At 53.5% G+C, this 20,735-nt stretch carries 16 protein-coding genes; 11 read left to right on the forward strand and 5 right to left on the reverse strand.

The features are described 5' to 3' along the window. The first annotated feature begins 220 nt into the window (after positions 1–220). On the forward strand, positions 221–1,948 hold the full coding sequence (locus tag CCB157_RS10010; RefSeq protein WP_238594655.1) for a bifunctional metallophosphatase/5'-nucleotidase: 1,728 nt from the start codon (positions 221–223) through the stop codon (positions 1,946–1,948). Positions 1,949–3,084: 1,136 nt separating this feature from the next. Beyond that, positions 3,085–4,341: an Nramp family divalent metal transporter gene (locus CCB157_RS10015; RefSeq protein WP_143287004.1), complete on the forward strand. Its 1,257-nt coding sequence runs from the start codon at positions 3,085–3,087 to the stop codon at positions 4,339–4,341. Positions 4,342–4,884: 543 nt separating this feature from the next. Here CCB157_RS10015 and CCB157_RS10020 read toward each other — a convergent pair. Beyond that, complete coding sequence (locus CCB157_RS10020) at positions 4,885–5,799, reverse strand: 1,4-dihydroxy-2-naphthoate polyprenyltransferase (protein ID WP_077615756.1); 915 nt, start codon at positions 5,797–5,799, stop codon at positions 4,885–4,887. Positions 5,800–6,344: 545 nt separating this feature from the next. On the opposite strand from CCB157_RS10020, the gene CCB157_RS10025 reads away from it, so the two are divergent. The 7 genes from CCB157_RS10025 to CCB157_RS10060 all read left to right on the forward strand — a co-directional run bounded on the left by CCB157_RS10025 (position 6,345) and on the right by CCB157_RS10060 (position 15,538). Continuing rightward, the gene (locus tag CCB157_RS10025; protein WP_077615757.1) at positions 6,345–7,220 is read left to right on the forward strand and encodes an ABC transporter permease subunit; all 876 of its coding nucleotides are present in this window, start codon (positions 6,345–6,347) and stop codon (positions 7,218–7,220) included. After that, positions 7,220–8,281, forward strand: a complete 1,062-nt coding sequence (locus CCB157_RS10030) for an ABC transporter permease subunit (RefSeq protein ID WP_158077279.1) — start codon at positions 7,220–7,222, stop codon at positions 8,279–8,281. Before CCB157_RS10025 ends, CCB157_RS10030 begins: the two co-directional genes overlap by 1 nt. Before the next feature lie 605 nt (positions 8,282–8,886). Next, positions 8,887–10,284 (forward strand): isochorismate synthase, encoded by a 1,398-nt coding sequence (locus CCB157_RS10040; protein ID WP_077615760.1) that lies wholly within the window; start codon positions 8,887–8,889, stop codon positions 10,282–10,284. Continuing rightward, positions 10,274–12,028, forward strand: a complete 1,755-nt coding sequence (gene menD / locus CCB157_RS10045; protein WP_077615761.1) for a 2-succinyl-5-enolpyruvyl-6-hydroxy-3-cyclohexene-1-carboxylic-acid synthase — start codon at positions 10,274–10,276, stop codon at positions 12,026–12,028. Before CCB157_RS10040 ends, menD begins: the two co-directional genes overlap by 11 nt. Before the next feature lie 50 nt (positions 12,029–12,078). Next, positions 12,079–12,888, forward strand: coding sequence for a 2-succinyl-6-hydroxy-2,4-cyclohexadiene-1-carboxylate synthase (menH, locus tag CCB157_RS10050; RefSeq protein ID WP_077615762.1), 810 nt, complete (start codon positions 12,079–12,081; stop codon positions 12,886–12,888). A gap of 224 nt (positions 12,889–13,112) precedes the next feature. Next, positions 13,113–13,931, forward strand: a complete 819-nt coding sequence (gene menB / locus CCB157_RS10055) for a 1,4-dihydroxy-2-naphthoyl-CoA synthase (RefSeq protein WP_077615777.1) — start codon at positions 13,113–13,115, stop codon at positions 13,929–13,931. Between the two features lie 101 nt (positions 13,932–14,032). Next, positions 14,033–15,538: an o-succinylbenzoate--CoA ligase gene (locus tag CCB157_RS10060; protein ID WP_077615778.1), complete on the forward strand. Its 1,506-nt coding sequence runs from the start codon at positions 14,033–14,035 to the stop codon at positions 15,536–15,538. A 132-nt stretch (positions 15,539–15,670) separates the two neighbouring features. Here CCB157_RS10060 and CCB157_RS10065 read toward each other — a convergent pair whose 3' ends face one another. Continuing rightward, positions 15,671–15,892, reverse strand: a complete 222-nt coding sequence (locus CCB157_RS10065) for a YdbC family protein (protein ID WP_077615763.1) — start codon at positions 15,890–15,892, stop codon at positions 15,671–15,673. Between the two features lie 506 nt (positions 15,893–16,398). On the opposite strand from CCB157_RS10065, the gene CCB157_RS10070 reads away from it, so the two are divergent. Further along, on the forward strand, positions 16,399–16,911 hold the full coding sequence (locus CCB157_RS10070) for a putative DNA-mimic protein (RefSeq protein ID WP_077615764.1): 513 nt from the start codon (positions 16,399–16,401) through the stop codon (positions 16,909–16,911). Here the strand turns inward: CCB157_RS10070 and CCB157_RS10075 are convergent. The 3 genes from CCB157_RS10075 to CCB157_RS10085 are packed head-to-tail and all read right to left on the reverse strand — an operon-like array spanning position 16,908 to position 20,176. Further along, positions 16,908–18,956: a histidine kinase dimerization/phospho-acceptor domain-containing protein gene (locus CCB157_RS10075; protein ID WP_077615765.1), complete on the reverse strand. Its 2,049-nt coding sequence runs from the start codon at positions 18,954–18,956 to the stop codon at positions 16,908–16,910. The two genes, CCB157_RS10070 and CCB157_RS10075, sit on opposite strands and share 4 nt — an antisense overlap. After that, positions 18,934–19,626: a response regulator transcription factor gene (locus CCB157_RS10080; protein WP_077615766.1), complete on the reverse strand. Its 693-nt coding sequence runs from the start codon at positions 19,624–19,626 to the stop codon at positions 18,934–18,936. Before CCB157_RS10080 ends, CCB157_RS10075 begins: the two co-directional genes overlap by 23 nt. Next, positions 19,619–20,176, reverse strand: a complete 558-nt coding sequence (locus CCB157_RS10085; RefSeq protein WP_077615767.1) for an RNA polymerase sigma factor — start codon at positions 20,174–20,176, stop codon at positions 19,619–19,621. Before CCB157_RS10085 ends, CCB157_RS10080 begins: the two co-directional genes overlap by 8 nt. 293 nt (positions 20,177–20,469) lie before the next feature. Here CCB157_RS10085 and CCB157_RS10090 point away from each other — a divergent pair. Then, the coding region (locus CCB157_RS10090) for a transposase (RefSeq protein ID WP_193432283.1) at positions 20,470–20,735 on the forward strand (266 nt) is incomplete at its 3' end.

Raw genomic sequence — 20,735 nt, forward strand, 5'->3', positions numbered from 1 at the left:
CGCCGGTTTTGTTATGTGCAGGATACAAAAACGAGCCACGATGTCGGGCCGTCGTGCCCATTATCTCTCCCGTATGAAAATTTTCGGGTTTGCATTCTTTATTTGGGAAGACAAAACCATCCGCACATGATATAAAATGCAATAATCTTTTTTATTTTATAGTCAAACGGGTTCCTTTCACCATTCGGGTTAAATTTGCCATGATCATTGGAGGATGGCCATGAAAAAGTTTGCCGTTTATCTTGCTTCAGGGGTGTTGACGACGATCGCCGCAAGTTTTATCGCCGGCCCGAAACGAAATGCCGTGCCTGTGCAGAAACGGGCCGAAGCTTTAGAAATGGCTGAAGCCCCGAATATCAAAGCCGTCAGTTCGGTTCATGGAAGCCCCGGCAAAAGGTTTACGGCCTCCCGTTTTTCCCATTCGATGGTTGTCCGGCAGGAACTTATCCAGCCAGCGGCGAAAATAGATAGAGCGAAATTCAATGCTTCGTGGGGGAAGTTTATGAAACTCAAAATTATCCATACCAACGACGTGCACAGTCATTTTGAAAATTTTTCAAGAGCGGCTTCATTGATCCGAAAACTGAAGGACGAACACACGCTGCTCCTTGATGGCGGTGATTTTGCGGATTTTAAAAGCATCGAGCTGCGCGGGACGAAGGGAATGGCCGCGGTTGAATTGTTGGAAGCTCTCGGTTACGACGCTTTGACGATCGGAAATAATGAGATGTTCAACGGTGTCGATACGCTTGAGCATATGGCCACCCATAGCCGGTTTCCGTTTATCAGCATCAATCTATTCAAAAAGGATCGAACGAAAATCAATGGCGTGGTGCCCAGTGCAATTATCGAAAAAGGCGGATGCCGCATTTTGATTACGGGGGCTTCTCCTGATTTGGGCGTTTTCAACGACGGGCTGGGCATTTATGTCCCTTCATACAAAGAAGCCATCTACGAAGAAATCAAAAGGAATCAAGGGAAATACGATCTTTGCGTCGTTTTGAACCACGTGGGAACGGCGGCGGATGAGGAACTTGCCCGGGAAATAAGCGAAATCAATGTCATCTTATCCGCACATGACCATAAGCTTTTTTCTGAAGCCAAAAGGATCAACGGAACCATCTTGAATAGTGCGGGATGTTACGGGGAATATGTCGGCGTTCTGGAGCTGGAAGTTGCGGATGGCATGGTCGAGTTGCTGCATTCCGCGACTCTGTCCACCGCCGAGATGGATGCGGATGATGAGGTCATGGCGATCTTAAAAACGAATAAGGCGAAAGCGGTGGAAGCCTTAAGCCGTCCGCTTTACGCCATCGATCGTCCGCTTTGGCACGATGTCATTGAAGAAAATCCGCTCACGAACTTGATTGCGGATGGTTTAAGAGAAATGTTGGCGTGCGATATTGGTTTAATAAACAGCGGGATCGTGAACGCCGGCATTTTCCGCTATTTAACCGAAAAGAAGTTAATTGAAGTCTGCCCGTCCCCGTTAAATCCCACCGCTTTTGAAATTAAAGGGAAGGATATCCGAACGGCTTTGGAACAATCGCTCGATGTCCAAGTCTGCCTGGCGGACGGTAGAGGCCCCGGGTTTAGAGGAAAGTATGCAGGACGGCTGCATGTCTCCGGCGCCACCGTGATCCATGACGGCACCCATGTCGTCGAAGTGCTCGTCGGAGATCAACCTTTAAGAGACGAAGCGTGGTACACGGTGGCGAGTTCCGATTACTTGCAGCGCGGTTCAGGCTATCCGTCGCTGGCGCATAACCGCAATGCCAAATATCGCGCCGAAGAAATCCGCGATGTCATCAGGTTGTATGCGTGCGACCCGCATTTTATTGAAAAGGCCTATATGAATAGATGGAAAGAGCGGCAAACCGTTCGCACCGTCGGACAGAGCAGGGACGAAGCGGACAGAAATAGGATAGAGAGCGGTTTCCGTTCATAAAGGGTGATTCCAGTTATTTTGATCATAAGTGAGATTCGTATGGATCCAAAATTTAGAAAAGACTTTTATACATCATTGGCTCTTTTAAGGATCGCCCTCATCGTTTGACTCGTTCTACTCGTTTTAAAATGACGCTTGTATTCCTGTTTTCAAAAGTTGGTTATTGGGGCGGCTCCTTCTTCCCCCTTCTTTATGGCGACACGCCGGGTAAAAATCTGATCGGAACGCTCCGAGATGGGCGCCGGGGTTTTTCCGGGATCGCCAAGCAGGTATTGTGCCCTTTTTACAATACCTGCTTTTTGTTTATTGACGGACCTATCACCAAGTTGCCGATGATACCGTCCATGGCCAATCCATCAGCCATTATGGAACATTGTGAGGAATCGGCTATTTAGTACCGAAATATTAATTTTTATAAAAATCAGGAGGCAATAACTGCAAATGCAGTTATTTTTTAAGAAAGTTTAGATTTATTGAATTCTCGCTGATTTACATTGAATTCTTGGTTGATTTCGTTGAATTGTTCTTCGTTTTCGTTGATTTCGCCCTGCACTTCATTGGATGGAGGAAAGGAGGACATCTAGGTTTTCCAAATTAACCATAAAAAACATTTAATTTTTCATTTTTAATGCAAAATGTAAATCAAAAGACATAGTTGCCGGGTTGGAGTCGTTCTTCCCGAGATTTATAGCGCCCGCTTTTTTTATGACTTCTTTCCAAAAAAATCGCCAAACGATTATTTTGCGATTCATTTCTGCGGTGAACTGTTCCTTTTTACAATGTGGCGTTTTTCAAAACAACCTGCTTGTTTCAGTCCCCATAAAATCGCATGTTCCTTGGGAAAATAAAAAGGAGCCGAATTTATTTACGGTGCGGCTTTTCAAACAGGAGTGTTTTGATTGACTTTTTCATTAGCAAACCGTACACTGAAAACGAATTAATTTTTCCTTAAGGAAACATTTTTTTATTAATAAAATAAAATAGAGTCAAGCAATATTTGCTTCGCTCGGAGGCTGTTGGGCCGCCCGCGGCTTTGTCTGAGACAAAAACGATCATGCCGTTTGTGTGAGCGGGGCATGGGGGATGAGCGCATGGGGAGCAAATCGAGCTATTATCGTTGGGTAATTCCTCGTCAAATGAAAGGAACCGTTCCCGGCGCGTACAGCGCCTTGCGCGGAGAGACGAGGGGACTTAAGAGCATTTTGCCCTTTCTCGGACCGGCGTTTATCGCTTCGGTCGCTTATATCGATCCCGGCAATTTCGCGACCAACATCGCGGCTGGGTCAAAGTACGGTTATATGCTGTTATGGGTGATCGCCTGTTCCAATTTAATGGCGATACTCATCCAAACGTTGTCGGCCAAACTCGGCATCGCCACCGGCCAAAATTTGCCGGAGGTCGCCGGCAACCGCTTTTCTAAACCGGTGAATATCTTTCTTTGGCTGCAAAGCGAACTCGTCGTCATGGCCACCGATCTCGCCGAGTTTACGGGAGCTGCGCTCGGCATGTATTTGGTGTTCGGCCTGCCGATGCTGACGTCAGCCGTGCTCGTCGCCGTCCTATCCTTTCTCATTCTCATGTTGGAACAAAAAGGCGTGCGCAAGCTGGAAGCCGGGATCACCGCCATGGTGTTTGTCATCGTGTTCGCTTTCGCGTTTCAAATTTTCTTGGCACAACCCGATGCCGGCGCCGTAGCTCACGGGCTGCTCGTCCCGAAATTTCACGGCACGGAAAGCCTTTTGCTTTCGGCGGGGATTCTCGGGGCGACGGTCATGCCGCATGCGATCTATTTGCATTCGTCGCTCACGCAAAATCGGGTGGTCGGCGCGAACGAACTGGAGCGGAAAAAAATCTTTCGCTTCGAATTCATCGACATTCTGATCGCCATGTTCATCGCCGGCGCGATAAACGCGAGCATGCTCGTCATGTCCGCGGCGCTCTTTCACGAAAACGGCCTCCGCGTCGAAGACATCGATGTCGCGTTCCATGAACTTGGGCGTTTGGTTGCTCCGGTTTCCGCTTTGCTGTTTGGGGTCGGATTATTGTCCGCCGGCCTGTCGAGTTCCACGGTGGGAACGATGTCGGGCGACATCATGATGAAAGGTTTCATCAAGCGACGCATCAACATCTATTTGCGGCGATTGATCACGATGGTTCCGCCGCTGGCCATCATCCTCACCGGTGTGAATCCGTCGCGGGCGCTCGTCATCAGCCAAGTCATTTTGTCCTTCGGCATCGCCTTTGCGCTCATCCCGCTCATCTTGTTTACGAGCGATCGGCGCTTGATGGGGAACCTTGTCAATAAAAAAATCACGACGCTGGTCGCTTGGCTGATCGCGATGCTCGTCATCTCCCTGAACGTTTTCCTGCTTTATCAAAGCTTTTTTGCCTAATCGGTTTGAGCACGATCCGCCGAACAAGGCGGTTTTTTCTTTTATAAAAGCCTGTTTTTGTGTGGTTGAACGTTGTGCCTTTCTTTTCAACCGCCACATGGTGCCTCTGTACATGTGGCATCTTTCGTCGAGAATGCAGTATCAGTTACGGCGGCTTGGAAAAACTTGTTGGGAAACCGGTCGGCGCTGCGCGTGCCCACTGCAATCCGGATAGCGTCGGCGAGAACGGGGGCCTCGAGAATCCTCGAAATTCACGATGGCGGGGAATCCACTGAAAGCCATGGGGCATTCCAAGAAAAGCGGCGCCGGAGTTTAATGAAAAACGATGCGGTTTTACGCGGAAGCTTTCTTAATTGGATGGAATCATGACCATCGGCCAGAAAAAGCTCCGGCGGCGTTCGGATGAAATTGGACGGCATAAGTTGTTCCGCAAAACGAAGGCGGACCCAAAAGGGGGAAAAAGCCCTTTTAGGTCCGCCTCTTTTTTTGACAGTCGTCTGCCGCGGACGGGCGATCCCGTCTTGTCCTGTCCGTTCCCGTGCGTCAGGTCGTCAGGACGAAATCGAGGATGAGCCCGAGCGACAAAAGCATGCCGAACAACGTATGCATTTGCGCCGTCGCTTTCATGGCGGGCATGAGCTGAATCGATTGCGTTTTGCCTTTAAACAGTTTGGCGGCTTGGAACGCCTTCGGAAGGCTGAAAAAGACGATTAACAGCCATGCGGATTCGACCCGGAAGATCATCAGGCCGACGATCCAGATGTAGGCAACGGCGAACATCCCCGTCAAAAAAGCGACCGCCCTTTTTCGACCGAGAAGGATGGCGAGCGTGCGCCGCCCTTTTTCTTTGTCGCCGTCAAGGTCGCGGATGTTGTTGGCCATCAAAATGCCGGCGACCAAGATGGCGATCGGCACCGCGAGGAGAACGCTCGTCATCGTGACGGTGCCGGTTTGAATATAAAAGGAGATGAGCACGATGATGAGCCCCATGAAAAGTCCGGACACCAATTCCCCGAAAGGCGTATAGGCGATCGGATAGGGGCCGCCGGTGTAGAGATAGCCGGCCAAAATGCACATGGTGCCGACGAGCGCGAGCCACCAACTCGTGGCCATGCAGATGTACACGCCGATCAACATCGCGGCAAAGCAAAAAAGATAAGCGAGATTCAGTACGACTTGGGGCGGAATGCCGTCGCGGACGATGGTGCCGCCGATGCCGACGGAATCCGCGGTGTCGAGGCCCCTTTTGTAATCAAAATATTCGTTGAACATGTTCGTCGCCGCCTGGATCAACAGCGAGGCGACGAGCATCGCGATAAATAAAAGAATATGAATGCGGCCGTATGACAGCGCGATCGCTGTGCCCAAAATCACGGGGACAAACGATGCCGTCAACGTGTGGGGGCGAAGCAGCTGCCACCAAATCCGCCAACCGGTGTTTCTTTCTATGTTTGCCATGATCGTCTCTCCCAACAACCGATCATTTAATCATGTGACCGAAGTTCAATTCAAGTTTATGAGAATCCCAAAAGGGTGTCAATGATCACAACCGGGACGGGCGGGGCCTAGCCGCCTGCTTTGGAAAAACGGGGCGATGAATGAAATGCGTGAAAAATCGGTTCATCACGTTCGCTGGCAATCGCTTGTTTCAGTCCGCCGCCAAGCGTCCCTGCGAAACGATCAGCTTTCGAGAGAAAGAGATCCATGAAAAGAAACAAGTATGCAACGGTAGGGACGAACGTAGGCGAAATTCAGAATCTTGATCGTCGCGGGTATTTTTCAATAAGATTGAGCGGCGGGAGGGGCGACTGGTTAAATCGACCCGTGATAAGCGAATGGAAGCGATGATGAATCCATGTAACCTTTTCGGTAAGAAAAAAGGGTGTAAAATAACAAAAAACTTTGAAATAATATCCAACGTATAATATATTGGAAAAAAAGCGATCAATTTGGCGGTAGTGTGATCATTTAGTTGTGAGTTTTGGAGAGTGGAGGAATATGCGGTGAAGAACACGTGGATTGCATTGATTTTGAAATTCTTGGTTTGTTTTCTTGGCATTATTTTCGTTTCAGCCGTGCCGAGCCTGTTCGCCAATGGCTTTCACTTAAACTGGCCGACCTATTGGAGGGCTTTGACACAAATCGTGCATTCGCTCTTGCATGCCCCGGATATGGTCTACACGAAAAATGAAGTCACCCGCACTTTGGCATACAATGTGTTTCCGGAATATTGGGGATACTACGGCTACTCGTTTACGATTTTTATCTCGGCGTTGGTCGCCTCGTTTGTCGTTGGGCTTCTGCTTACCTACGCGACCGTCATGCGATCGAAGAAAACGGTGAACGTCATCGTTTCCATTCTGTCGTTTTTGGAATCAATTCCGGATCTTTTGATCATCGCGGTGTTTGATTTCGTCGTCATCGCCATTTACAACCAGACCGGGGTCTTGCTCTTTAACGTGGCCGGCGCTTTTGAACGGACGTATTTTGTGCCGATCGTCATCCTGACGATTTTGCCGAGCATTCTCTTCTTCAGAATCCTTTTGCTCGCCGTGCTCGAAGAAGAAAACGAGCTTTATGTCGATCTCGCCCGCGCCAAAGGGCTGAAAAGAAGCCGGATCGTTCTCGTCCATGTTTACCGGAACGCTCTGATCACCCTGTGCACGCATCTGAAGCCGATCTTCTCGGTTTTGTTGTCCAACTTGGTCATCGTCGAGTACGTTTTCAACATCTTCGGCATCACGCGCTACATCCTCGATCATCCGCAACCGGACATTTTCGCGCTGAGCATTTTATTATTCTTTATCCCCGTCTATGTTCTGATGGCGGGCTTGCGGCTCTACGCGGAACATTTGACCGGGAAAAAGGTGGCGGTATGATGGTGCGGCAGCTCGTCCGAAAACCGCTGTTTTGGATCGGGTTTTTCTATATTTTTTTGTGGCTGGCGGGGAGTTTTGCCTACCTTTGGATCTGGCACAACCATATTCCCATCGCGGATTTGACGTTAAACACCCAACATAGGATCGCCGCGCGGCCGCCGTATCCGCCGCAGCAGTTTCCGCCCTTGGGCGCCGATGATTTTGCGCAAAGCATCTTTATCGTCGTGTTGATCGGCGCGAAGTTCACGCTCGGGTTCGCCATTCTGATCGCCTGGCTCAGGGTCGTATTGGCCGCGATCATCGGCGTCGCGTTCCGTCTTTGGATTCCGAAGATCGGCCGCATTGTGCTGGCCCCCTTTGAAAGTTTGAGTTATTTTCCGATCGCGCTCCTCGCCTATTTTATTCTGCAATGGGTTTTATTTCAGGACGCGAGAATGCATGAGAACCACTTTTCCTACGGGTTTTGGGCGCGGACATGGATCACGGTCGCGGTGTTGACGCTGATTGCTTTGCCGAACACCGCTCAAACCCTATATAACGAAACGGATCATCTTTTGCAAAAGGAATTCATTGAATCGGCCAAGGTGCTCGGCGGCGGCCGTTGGCATCTTGTCCGAAAACATTTGCAACCTTACTTGTTCCCGAGACTCGTTCTCGTCTTTGTTCGGGAAATCGTGCAAGTGCTCTTATTGATGGCGCATCTCGGCCTCTTTAATCTTGCCATTGGCGGCATACTTATGAAAGATAACATGTTTAGTCATGAAGCCCCTTATTCGTTGTCCAACGACTGGGGCGGGTTGATTGGCGCATATTGGCATTTTTTGTGGACGACCTATCCCTATTTAGCGCTCATTCCGATCGTTTTGGTCACCTTGGCGATTCTTTCTGTCAAGGCGGTTTTGCTCGCCGTTCAACAGGTTGTGGAACAGGATGTGGGCGGCGGTCTTTCAAAATCTGCAAAGTATAAGCAGCGAACGGCGGATGCGACAGCCGTGGGGAACGGTCCACTATCCTTCGAGCCGGTCACTGATCCGGACAGACAGGCGTACGGAATGGGGTAGGGGCCAGGCTCGTGAATGAAATCGGTCTGAAAGCACCGTGGCAATGGACGGTCCGTTTGAACGGATTCGAGCTGACTTGGCCGACGTGTGAGGGCAACGCCTTGGCCTGGGCGTCCTAGCACCAAAGACGGCAGAGGAATTCGTTCCCGTTCCGGAAAAGAAATAGGAGCATTTGTAAAAAAGCCGCTTTATCTCCTATACCGATTGCCGCGCTCGGTCTGCTTAAATTGACAGTCAAAAAGCGGCAGGTGTATGCTAGCAGTGGTGTTGGAAGGCACATATCTGCCTTTACTCGCGCGATAGGCATCGCTCTAAAACCGAGCGTGGATTCATAATGAAGCATAGAACCGTTGAATCAAACGGGTTCTCCTTGAAAGGCTGAAACGGGAACGAATGCCTGTTTCCGCAATATAGGCACGGATGCGTCTCCGCATCTGGTAGAGCTTTGATGATACATCCGGCGCCGTCCCGTGCGCCTTGTCCGGATGCAAGCGCGTTGAACGTTTGGGCGGTGCCGTCGTTTCTTCGGCGGGCACAAGGCGGTTTTCCTTAAGTTGAGGATGGGCGTTCATTGTGCCCGCCCGTGTTGATGAGGAGGCTTGACGATGATCGGCGTGGAACACGAGATCATGCTCGATGAGATAAAAAAGGCGGCAGCCGTGGCGCGTAAACGGGGACATGCCGTCTTGTACAGCCGTTCCGTGCCCGCAGATACGGCCGATTTGCTGGCCTTTTTCGCCAACGGCCGCTCCGTCGCTCAAGATTTTCGCTCGTTCTGGCACGTTCGTGGCGAACGGTCTTTCAGCGCCGTCGGCAAAGCCGTGGACATGCACGGGAACGGCGGCGAGCGATTCAAAAGTCCGGAAAAATTTAAACGAGAATGGTCGAACCGCGTTGTTTCCGCCGCATCACACGGCGGCCCCGGCCCGTTTCTGACGGGCGGATTTTCTTTTTTTGACGATGTTTCGCCAAGCGGCCCGTGGACGTCATTCGGCAGCGTCGCGTTTGTCCTTCCCCGCTACTTGCTCATCGCAGAGAGCGGAAAGAAATGGCTGATGATGAACGCCGTGATCGCGCCGGATGCGGATCCCGTCCGACTTTTTAAACGGATGACGGAAGATATCCGTCAATTGATGAAGGAAAACGGCGGAGATGAGCAAGAGGTGCGGATCGTTGACCGCATCCCGGATCGCCGCGAAGACTGGATCGCCGCCGTGGAGCGGGCACGGCAGAGAATCAATGAGGGGGATTTGGAAAAGGTCGTCCTTTCCCGAACGGTGACGATAAAAACCGACGGGCCGATTCGTCCCGAAGCGGTTTTGCGGCGGCTCGTCGCCGGGGAGGCGGGGCGCTTTATTTTCGCTTTTGAACGCGGCGGCACCGCCTTTGTCGGTGCGACGCCGGAGCGGCTTGTCAAGCGCTGCGGCCAGCGCTTGATCAGCGACTGCCTGGCGGGGACGGCGGCGCGCGGCGGCACGCCTGAAGACGACGAGCGGTTGGGCAACGAACTCCTCGGCGACGTCAAAAATTTAGCGGAACATCGCTTTGTCGTCGAAATGATCCGCACAACGTTAAGCGGATTTTGCGAACGGTTAAGCGTTCCCGACCGGCCGCGGCTCATGAAAACGAACAGCGTCCAACATTTATATACGCCGATTGAAGGCGAAGTCAAAACGGGTGTCGCCCTCCTGGATGCCGTTCGCGCGTTGCACCCGACCCCGGCGATGGGCGGTACGCCCCGGGATGCGGCGCTCGAAGTGATCCAAAAATGGGAAAGGCATGAGCGAGGATGGTATGCGTCGCCCATCGGTTGGCTCGATTTGGAAGATAACGGCGATTTCGCCGTCGCCATCCGCTCCGCACTCATTCATCAAGATGAAGCTTGCCTTTATGCCGGCTGCGGTATCGTCAAGGATTCCGAACCGATGAAGGAATATGAAGAAACCGAGATAAAATTCCGGCCGATGATCAAGGCTCTGGGAGGTGGCGGGCATGAATCGTAACGAGGGCTTGACGGCTTTTACCGCCGCATTTGTCGATGAGCTGGCGCGCGCCGGCGTCCGCGAAGTCGTCATCAGTCCTGGCTCGCGCTCCACGCCCTTGGCGATGTTGTTCAACGCCCATCCGGACACGCGGATATGGATCGATGTCGATGAGCGCTCCGCCGCCTTTTTTGCCCTCGGCCTGGCAAAAGGGGCGGGGAAACCGGTCGCGCTCGTCTGTTCATCGGGGACGGCGGCGGCCAACTATTTCCCGGCGGTGATTGAGGCGCGCTACAGCCGCATTCCCCTCATTGTGTTGACGGCCGATCGTCCCCATGAGCTGCGCGAAGTTGGGGCGCCGCAGGCGATTGACCAAGTGAAACTGTACGGCGATCATGTCAAATGGCATCAGGACATGCCGATTCCCGAGGACGGCGAAGCGCTGGCGGCGTTTGCCCGGACCAGCGCGCGCCGCGCGTTCCTCATGGCCGGCGCCGCGCCGGAAGGTCCCGTTCACGTGAACTTTCCCTTCCGCGAACCGCTCGTTCCCGAGCTCGACCGCACGCCTCTTTGGGAGGCCGGGCGGACGGCGGGCGGCATGGACAACCGCCATATCGCAAGAGGCGTCGCGTCGCTTGCGAATGAAGATTACAAGGCGCTCGCCGACGTGTGGAGAACCGTAGAAAAACCGTTGATCATTGCGGGGCCGCTGCGCCATCCTCGATTGAAAGAAGCGCTCCTCCGCCTCGCGCGGGTTCTCGATGCCCCCGTCCTCGCCGATCCGCTATCCGGACTGCGGTCGGGCACGCGCGGCGACGAGCGGGTGATCGACAGCTATGACGCCTTTTTAAGAGCGCCGGCGTTCAGCGAGCGCGTGCGGCCGGACGGCATCCTCCGCTTCGGGGCGATGCCGGTCTCCAAACCGCTCTTGAAGTATCTTGAAGCCTGCCGGCCGAAGGTGCACATCGTCGTTGATGAGGCCGATCCTTGGCGCGATCCGACGCATACGGCTTCCGGCGTGATCCACGCGGATCCGGCCGCGTTTTGCCGGGATTGGGCCGAAGCGCTTGGCGCTCCCATGAAGCATGCGGAGTGGGTCGCTCTTTGGGAGAGCGTAAACGGGATCACGGCGGACACCGTCACCCGTTTCGTTCGCGAACAGGAATGGTTTGAAGGCCGCGTCGTCACGGAACTCGTGGACGCGATCGATCGCGGCGCGCTTTTTGCGGGCAACAGCATGCCGATCCGGGATGTCGACACCTTTTTCTTAAAAACGGACAAAGCGATTGAAGTCTTTGCCAACCGCGGCGCCAACGGCATTGATGGCGTCGTGTCGACGGCCCTCGGAACCGGTGTGTCGTCCGGACCGCTCCATCTTTTGATCGGCGATCTCTCGTTCTTCCATGACATGAACGGTCTAATGGTCGCCAAACGCCATGGTTTGGACGCGACGCTCATCGTCGTCAACAACAACGGCGGCGGGATATTTTCTTTCCTGCCGCAGGCCGAATCGGCCGGAGCGGACTTTGAAACGCTGTTCGGCACGCCGCTTGATCTGGACATCCGCGTGGTCGCAGCCGTTTACCAAGCCTTTTACAAAAAGGCGACCGATGCGGCCGAATTGCGGGCGGCGCTTGCGGAAGCGCGCAGTGTCAAAGGTTTGAAAATCATCGAAGCGGTCACCGACCGCAGGCAGAACACGGCCATCCATAAGTCGCTGTGGCAAACCGTCGCGGCGGCGGTTGCGGCCGCTCTGGATGATTGATGGAACATTTTTCCTTTCGCGATTGATTTTGTCGAAGGGGGGCGGCAGCCGTGAAGATTGAAGCCAACGGCGTCCGTTACAGCGTGGACGTCCAGGGGGCGGGCGAGCCGCTGTTATTGCTGCACGGGTTTACGGGCACGAAGAAAACGTGGGCAAAGTGCCTGCCCGAATGGACGGAGCGGTTTCAAACGATCGCGGTAGACATCGTCGGGCACGGGGAAAGCGATTCGCCGGAGGACGTGCGCCATTACAAAATGGAAGCGGTCGCCGATGCACTGGAGATCGTGTTGGACCGGCTCGGCGTCAAGAAAACGCATGTGGTCGGCTACTCGATGGGCGGCCGGCTCGCCCTGTATTTCACCATCATGCGCCCGCACCGGATCGGGCAAACGTTGCTTGAAAGCGCTTCGCCCGGCTTGGAGTCGCCCGAAGAAAGGCGGGCGCGCGCCGAGCGCGACGACGCCCTCGCCGACCGGATCGTGGCCTGCGGTTTGGAAGCATTCGTTGAAGAATGGGAAAACCTTCCGCTTTTTGCGACGCAGCGCGACCTGCCGGAGGCCGTCCGCCGGGAAATTCGCCGGCAAAGGTTGTCGCAAAACCCGATCGGCCTGGCGGGCAGCTTGCGCGGGATGGGAACGGGGCGCCAACCGTCGCTCTGGGATGCGCTCCCGCATTGCCAAACGCCGATCACCCTCGTCGTCGGCGCTTTGGACGAGAAATTCGTCACAATTGCCGAGCGCATGGCCGCCCGGCTTCCGTGCGGCGTCCGGCGCATCGTGGACGGTTGCGGCCATGCGGTTCACGTGGAACGGCCCGATATTTTTGCTAAAATAGTAATTGAAGCGTTAAGCGGTCATTGAAGCCCGGTGAAATCGGCAGACGCCGCGGCGGTTGCGGCGGCGGCACACCCTTGTTTTCTTGGCCGAGCTCCCCCGCTTCTTGGGCAACCGCCTGTTTCGCTGCCGATACTGGAAAAGCCCGCTGGTTGGAAGCGCCAACGCCGCCTTGGGCGAAGGCCGAAAACCGGCCGTGCGTCCGTTCGTTCGGGCGCCGCAAAATCCGTAAAAGAATGGACGGTGAGAGTATGGCAATTGAATGGAAAACCGCGCATACATATGATGAAATCTTGTATGAGACGTATGACGGCATTGCGAAGATTACGATCAACCGCCCCGAAGTGCGCAACGCCTTTACCCCGAAGACGGTCAACGAAATGTATGACGCGTTTTCGCGCGCCCGCGACGATTCAAGCATCGGCGTCATCATTTTGACCGGTGCGGGCGACAAAGCGTTTTGCTCGGGCGGCGACCAAAAGGTGCGCGGCCACGGCGGCTACGTCGGGGAGGACAACATCCCGCGGCTGAACGTGCTCGATTTGCAACGCCTCATCCGCGTCATCCCGAAACCGGTCATCGCCATGGTCAACGGCTATGCGATCGGCGGCGGCCACGTGTTGCACGTCGTTTGCGACTTGACGATCGCCTCCGAAAACGCGATTTTCGGCCAAACCGGTCCGAAAGTCGGCAGCTTCGACGCCGGTTATGGCGCGGCCCTCTTGGCGCGCATCGTCGGGCATAAGAAAGCTCGGGAGATCTGGTATCTGTGCCGCCAATATACCGCTCAAGAAGCGCTGGAGATGGGGCTTGTCAACGCGGTCGTGCCCTTCGAGCGCTTGGAAGAAGAAACGGTCAAATGGGCGAAGGAAATCCTTGAAAAAAGCCCGACGGCCATTCGCTTCCTGAAAGCGGCGTTCAATGCCGACACGGACGGGCTCGCCGGTTTGCAGCAACTCGCCGGCGATGCGACGCTCTTGTATTACACGACCGACGAAGCGAAGGAAGGCCGCGACGCTTTCAAGGAAAAACGGAAGCCGGATTTCAGCAAATTCCCGCGGTTCCCGTGATTGAACAGGCAAAAAGAGAAGACGTCGCGAAAGAAAAAACACGCTTGATGTCATTCAAGCGTGTTTTAAAGTTCGACACATTTTAAGGGAGTTTTACGATGATGACGGACACGGTCATGCCGCATTGGCTCAGGAAACGGGCGGAGTTGACGCCCGATCGGGTCGCCGTCGAAACCTTCGAGGCGGCGGTGACGTTTCGCGAATTGAATGAATCGACGAGAAATCTCGCGGCGAACTTGCAGGCTTACGGCATCAAAGAAGGCGACCGCGTCGCGCTTTTGATGGGCAACAGTTTGGCGATGATTCAATCGTACCATGCGCTCGCTTACTTGGGTGCGATTGCCGTTCCGCTCAACACGCGCTTAACGCCCGCCGAAATCGCTTGGCAGCTCGAGGACAGCGGCGCCTCGCTCTTGCTGCATGACGGTTCGAAGCTTGATTCCGTCCACGGTTTGGAACCGCGCCGCGCCGAGGTGCGCGCCGTCCGCGACTGGATCAGCACCCCCGCGCGTCATCCCGCACGGCTCAAAGAAACGATCCGGCTGGATGAACCGCATACGATCATTTATACGTCCGGCACGACGGGGCGTCCGAAAGGCGTCATCCTCAGCCACGGCAATCATTGGTGGAGCGCGGTCGGCTCGGCGCTCAACCTCGGGGTGAACTTCGACGACAAATGGCTCGCCGCCGTGCCGCTTTTCCACGTCAGCGGCTTGTCCATTTTGATGAAAAGCGTCATTTACGGCATGCCGGTGTTTTTACAAGAACGCTTTGAAGCGAAGGCGGTGAATGAAGCGATTTTTTCCCGGCGCGTGACCATCGTGTCGGTCGTGACGGCCATGATGACGAAGCTGCTCGACGACTTGGGCGATCAAGCTTATCCCGCTTGGTTTCGCTGTATGCTGCTCGGGGGCGGACCCGCGCCGATGCCTCTCCTCGAAAAAGCCAAGGCGAAAGGAATCCCCGTTTTTCAAACCTACGGGCTAAGCGAAACGGCGTCGCAAATCGTCACGCTCGCGCCGGAATACATGATGGAAAAAATCGGTTCGGCGGGCAAGCCGCTGTTTCCCGCGGAAATCAAGATCGTTGACGACAGCGGCAAGGAACGGCGGCCGGGCGAGGAAGGCGAAATCGTCGTCAAAGGCCCCAATGTGACGAAGGGCTATTGGCAGCGGCCGGAGGCGACGGCCGAGGCTTGGCGCGACGGGTGGTTTCATACCGGCGACATCGGAGTTTTGGATGACGACGGATTTTTATACGTCCTGGACCGCCGCAAAGATTTGATCATTTCGGGCGGAGAAAACGTCTATCCCGCCGAAGTGGAAGCGGCGCTCGTCGGCCATCCGCTCATCGAAGAAGCCGGGGTCGTCGGAGCGGTGGATGACGTCTGGGGGCAAGTGCCGGCGGCCTTCATCGTCACGAAAAATGGGGCAAAACTCGCCGCGGAGGACGTCGAAGCGTTTTGCCGCAACCGGCTCGCGGGCTATAAAGTGCCGAAGCACGTGTTTTTCGTCGACCGTCTGCCCCGCAACGCGTCGGGCAAACTGCTGCGGCGCAAACTGGTCGAGCGGTTGCCGTCGAAGTTAAGAACCGGCGTCGACGGATGAGCGGAGTGGGTTCGCGCCGGTTTTCAGCGGACAAATGGCTCCTGATTTTGAAGGGTACAGCCGTTCCTTATGGCGTGTAAAAAGGTTCGTGGGGCTTTGTAAAAGGATTCGGTGAAAAGAAAAGGCTGAGGATTAAAGAGGCAATTGATTCAACAAATTTTTCAGGGCGATGAGTTCGTCCTTCGATAACGTAATGCCGCGGCCCATGCGTTCTTTGTTCGGGGACCAGCTGCGGAGGTCGTATTTCGGCTCGCGGTTGTTCCAGCTTACGATTGTGAGTTCTTTCGTCCATCCGTTTTCGGATTCGGACAACGTGCCGAACGACTCCAGGACTTGAAAGGCGAATTCCGCCACGCGTTTTTCCCTCCTTTCCAGCCCATGCGGATTCGCTTCCCGGCCGCCGCCGGCGATTCATCCACCCGCGCAATATCAATATACTATATTCTGAAAAATATGGACAAGAGGGTGCGCGTTGACGGCACCCGATTTTTTTCGACAAAGCGGGGACGGCTCCGCTTGAAACCAATGAAATGGCGATCACCGATTGTCATTCGCTAAAACAGAATACCTATTTTCAATCTATGCCTCGTTCTTTCACTCATCTGCCTGTCCAATAGACGGACGTGGTCCATGACGGTTAGGACTTCTTCTTGTTATTTGGGGCGACCGCTTTTGTCCGGCGCTCGTCCTTGCAAATCGTTGGCAGCTTTTATGCGATGATCGCCCTTCTCCTATCGAATGCGATCATGCTCCGATCCTTCTTTATCAAATGATTAATGCTTAAAGCGACCGGCCGCTTATGTTGGATCGGTCACGAATGATTATGTTTGGATGTTTTCTGGACAAGGAGCTGCCCACGTATGATTCATGCGCAAATCGGGCCGATCATCGAACAGCCCGACAAAGACGATGTTTTATATCGAACGTTGGAAATTCAAATGCAGCGGTTGGGGCATTTAGTACCATACCGCGAACAACTCAACTGGTCCACGCATTATGCGGATTGTCTGCTCGGTGATCATGATGCGCTGAAGAAGTTGCAAAAAATGGCGGCGAAAAATGATCGGACATGGGTGTTTTACGCGAAATGGACTGGAAAAACCGTCTATCAACATGTGCTCTGCCACCCGAACGACCGCGATCTCTATCTGCCCTTCCGCTTTGAGAGCCCGTTTTGCATCATCCATGATAACCGAAAAATGTGGGTGGGGTCCGCCCCGCGCCTTTTGGAAGAATTGAAATGGTTGGAGATTTCCATAAAAACCGCGGGAACGGAGGACGTGCGGGCGTTCTGGGAAGCTTTTCAAAACGCGGCAAGGCAAGCGGTGCAATCGGTCAGTGCGATGACTTTGCAACGCCGTTCTGAAGATTAATGGGCAAGCGGGAAGGTCACGGTCACTTTGAACAAATCGCCGTCCACGGCGATGTCGAGTCCGCCGCCGTGCAAATCCACAATCGATTTGGCGATGGCGAGCCCGAGACCGGAACCCTCCGTGTGCCGCGACGGTTCGCCGCGCTTGAACCGTTCGAACAATTCATCGACATCGTCGTTGAGCTCATATTTCGTGATGTTTTTGAACGTGAACACCGCTTCCTGTCCTTTGACTTCCGCATGAATATAGACGCGCGTGTTTTCAAGCGAGTATTTCAGGATATTGCCGATCAAATTATCGAACACGCGCCAGCATTTTTGCCCGTCGACCATGGCGTAAATGGGTTGTTCCGGCGCTTTGACCCGGAATGTCAGTCCGGATTGCGCGATGCGCTCCTCATTTTCCGCGAGGGCCTGGTGCAAAAGCTGGACGAGGTCGACGCGCCTCTTTTGGAGTTCAACGGCGCCGCTCGCCATTTTCGACACTTCAAAAAGATCGTCGATGAGCACTTTCAAGCGCTTGGCTTTCCGGGTGATGATTTCCACGTATTCACGGCTTTTTTCATCGCCCAGAGCCTGCTGTTTCAACAATTCGGCGTACGTCATAATCGATGTGAGCGGCGTGCGCAAATCGTGGCTGACGTTCGTGATCAATTCGGTTTTCAGACGTTCGCTTTTCGCTTCTTTTTCTTGTGAAATCACAACCCCGTGTTTCAGGCGGTTGATGTTCGCTTCCAGCCGGGCAAACGGCGATCGCCCCCGCGCCGGTAAATCCGGCAGCATGAACCCGGCCGCCAAATGGTTTGTATGTTCGACGAGGCGGCTGATCGCGGCGGACCGCTTCAAAATCGCATAAAGCGCGGGCAGGCCCAAAACCAATTCGACCGGCCCGAAAACAAAGACGAGCGACGGGTCACCCAAGATCGGCCACGCCAACATCCCCGCGACGAACACCACGAAAAGCAAGATTAACGTTTGTAACGCGATGGACCGGTTCAGGAAAAGGTCCCGACAGACGCGCCAAAAACGATAGGTGACAGATTGGCGCAAGAGTCGCTCCGGCGTTCCTTTGCGCCACCGTTCGATGGCCATGGTCCATAAAATGTAGGCGGCACTCAACTTGACGGCCTCCATTATGAGGCTGATAAAATCGCGGGGACTCCCCCATACGCGAAAAACATCCCAAACGAACAAAGTGGCGTACGCGGCGCCCGCCAATACGACATCAAAGGGGAGGCGCGCCGTCCACGGCCCGGACGCCACCGAAAGCGGCCGCTTTATAAACAATACGATGCCGGCCGCCAAGGCGATCAAACCGGTGAGGGTGGTGAAATAAAATCGGCGTTGGTCCTTCAAAAAATCCCGGTACCCGATCATGACAGCGCTGTCGCTCGGGGCATGTCGCGATAAACCGATCTCGCCTTCATAAGCGGCGGAACCCATCGCGATATCCGACATCATTCGGTCGTCTTTATGAAAGGCCTCTTCCGGTATCGGGTGAAAGGTTTGATATCGGCGGGTCACGTCCCGGATGTTTTTATCTTCAGGGAGATTGGTGTAAACCTGCCCGGTGTTCATGTCTTTAATTCGATATTTAAAAGCGCGCTCCTCGTTATAAAACAACATTTTTTTCCGTTCGTAATCCGACTTGAATTCCTCAAGGGCGTTTGAAAATTGGCGGTCTAAGACCGATATCTTTTTTTCGAGCTCTTTTTTCAAGGCGTTCGCCGTTTTCTCGTCGCCTTTGGCCTTCGCCTTGTCGATCAAGGATTGATACTTTTTTTGTGTATTTTTGACGTCCGCTTGATATGGATCCTTTTCGCGGATGGCGTTGATCCATTCGGATTCCGATTTGCCGGACAAGACGTACAAACGAAGATGGCCGATGAAGGTGTCCCGGTAATTTTGATATTCCTGCGTATCAAAGTAGGATTGGCCGACGAAGCGGTAGCCCTCATGTAACAGCAAACTCAATGCGTTGAGGCCGTAAATGAAGAGCAGCACGGCAACGGCGAAGAGCCCTTTATTTTTCCATTTTGTAGCCAATGCCCCAAACCACCTTTAAATACCGGGGATTCCCCGGGTCGATTTCAATCTTTTCGCGAATTTTGCGGATGTGAACGGCGACGGTGTTTTCCGGATGGAAACCCGGCTCTTCCCACACCCGCTCATAAATTTCGTGGATGGAAAACACCCTTCCCGCGTGGCGCATCAAGAGTTCGACGATTTTATATTCAATCGGCGTCAGCCGCACCGCTTGGCCGTCCACTCTCAACTCTTTCGCCTCGGTGTCCAGCGCCAGACCGCCTAACACGATCGTGTGGGGCTTTTTTTCGTAAGTGCCGAGCGTGACATAGCGCCGCAATTGCGATTTTACGCGGGCGATGAGTTCGAGGGGATTGAACGGTTTAGTGACGTAATCATCGGCCCCGATCTGCAAGCCGAGGATTTTGTCCGTATCTTCCGATTTTGCGCTGAGCATGATGATCGGGATGTTTTTGCCTTCCCGGATTTTGAATGTGGTTCGGATTCCGTCTTGCTCAGGCATCATGATGTCCATGATGATGAGGTGAATCGGCGTGTCCGTCAGGATTTCCAACGCTTCCCGGCCGTTTTCCGCTTGATAGACGGAAAAACCTTCATTTTTCAAATAAATGCCGATCGCCTCGCGAATATCGCGATCATCGTCGACGACCAAAATATTCAGCTTATCCAATAAACGCAGCCCCCTTTTTCTCACATTCGTCGCGCAAGTGCCGCAGGCCTTGGAACAGGCGCGATTTCACCGTTCCGATCGGGCAGGACAACACCTCCGCGATATCGCGCAAAGGGCGTTCCTCGAAAAAGCGCAACATGACAATTTCACGCTGTTTTTCCGGCAAGCGGCGCAGCAAGTCCCGGATTTCTTCCTTCGCTTCTCGCCGGGCAACGGCCTCAAAAACTTGATCATGACCGACAATAAATGGTGCCGCGATCTCGTCATCGCCAATTCGTTCCTTTTGAAAGCGGGCGCTGCGCCAATAATCGCGGCATAGGTTTTTGGCTACGCAAAACAGCCAACATGGGACATTGGCGGGAAGCCCAACTTTTTGGCATTGCGCGTGGAGTTTTAAAAACGCCTCTTGGGTCAAGTCTTCCGCGAGCGCCTCATCCGCGAGCAACCGGCGCAGATAATCCAAAACGGCAGAATAATAGCGTTCGGCGAAAAGGGTGAAGGCGGCCTCGCCGTCCGCCGCTTGACGTGAAACGACCGACTGATTAGACATTTCATAATTCACCTTCAATATACCAAATCGTTTCCAAACTTTGATACCGATTATAAAAAGGAAATCTTAAAGGTCGACCAACGATTTTCTTAAGAATTTCTTAAAAACGGAATGCAACGGGCGTGATGAGAGAGGGGGGAAACCTTTTATCTCGGCATGCGATAAAATAGCCATGCCGGCGATCGATGATGTATAAAATTTTGTGTAAAGCATTTTGCTAGAACAAAAGAAAAAAGGTAGGGTATTCTCTGATTTGGACCACAACACATTCCAGAGAAAGGAGTACCCTACCTATGTCTAAAAGAAGTATACCGAATGTCGACTGGGCAAATCAACTGGAAAATGCCATTCGTCAGTTTGTAAAAGAAAAATTAGAACTGATTATGCGGGAAGAAATCAAAAATTTCCTCGAAATCGAACAGGCTGGAACGCCGAATATGAGAAACGGCTACTATCAGCGAAATCTAGATACACAATATGGCCGGATTGAGGGTCTTTTGGTTCCAAGAGACCGAAACGGGGAATTTCAAACACAGTTGTTTGCCCCTTACCAACGGCA

This window comes from Caenibacillus caldisaponilyticus (assembly GCF_002003465.1).
GTDB lineage: Bacteria > Bacillota > Bacilli > Bacillales > Sporolactobacillaceae > Caenibacillus > Caenibacillus caldisaponilyticus.

What these genes read in the sequence shown, in the direction of transcription:
- CCB157_RS10030 (WP_158077279.1), top strand. Translation starts at nt 7,220, where the DNA reads ATGGTGCGGCAGCTCGTCCGAAAACCGCTGTTTTGGATCGGGTTTTTC.
- CCB157_RS10010 (WP_238594655.1), top strand. Translation starts at nt 221, where the DNA reads ATGAAAAAGTTTGCCGTTTATCTTGCTTCAGGGGTGTTGACGACGATC.
- CCB157_RS10060 (WP_077615778.1), top strand. Translation starts at nt 14,033, where the DNA reads ATGACGGACACGGTCATGCCGCATTGGCTCAGGAAACGGGCGGAGTTG.
- menD (WP_077615761.1), top strand. Translation starts at nt 10,274, where the DNA reads ATGAATCGTAACGAGGGCTTGACGGCTTTTACCGCCGCATTTGTCGAT.
- CCB157_RS10015 (WP_143287004.1), top strand. Translation starts at nt 3,085, where the DNA reads ATGAAAGGAACCGTTCCCGGCGCGTACAGCGCCTTGCGCGGAGAGACG.
- CCB157_RS10085 (WP_077615767.1), bottom strand. Translation starts at nt 20,176, where the DNA reads ATGTCTAATCAGTCGGTCGTTTCACGTCAAGCGGCGGACGGCGAGGCC.
- CCB157_RS10070 (WP_077615764.1), top strand. Translation starts at nt 16,399, where the DNA reads ATGATTCATGCGCAAATCGGGCCGATCATCGAACAGCCCGACAAAGAC.
- menB (WP_077615777.1), top strand. Translation starts at nt 13,113, where the DNA reads ATGGCAATTGAATGGAAAACCGCGCATACATATGATGAAATCTTGTAT.
- CCB157_RS10020 (WP_077615756.1), bottom strand. Translation starts at nt 5,799, where the DNA reads ATGGCAAACATAGAAAGAAACACCGGTTGGCGGATTTGGTGGCAGCTG.
- CCB157_RS10040 (WP_077615760.1), top strand. Translation starts at nt 8,887, where the DNA reads ATGATCGGCGTGGAACACGAGATCATGCTCGATGAGATAAAAAAGGCG.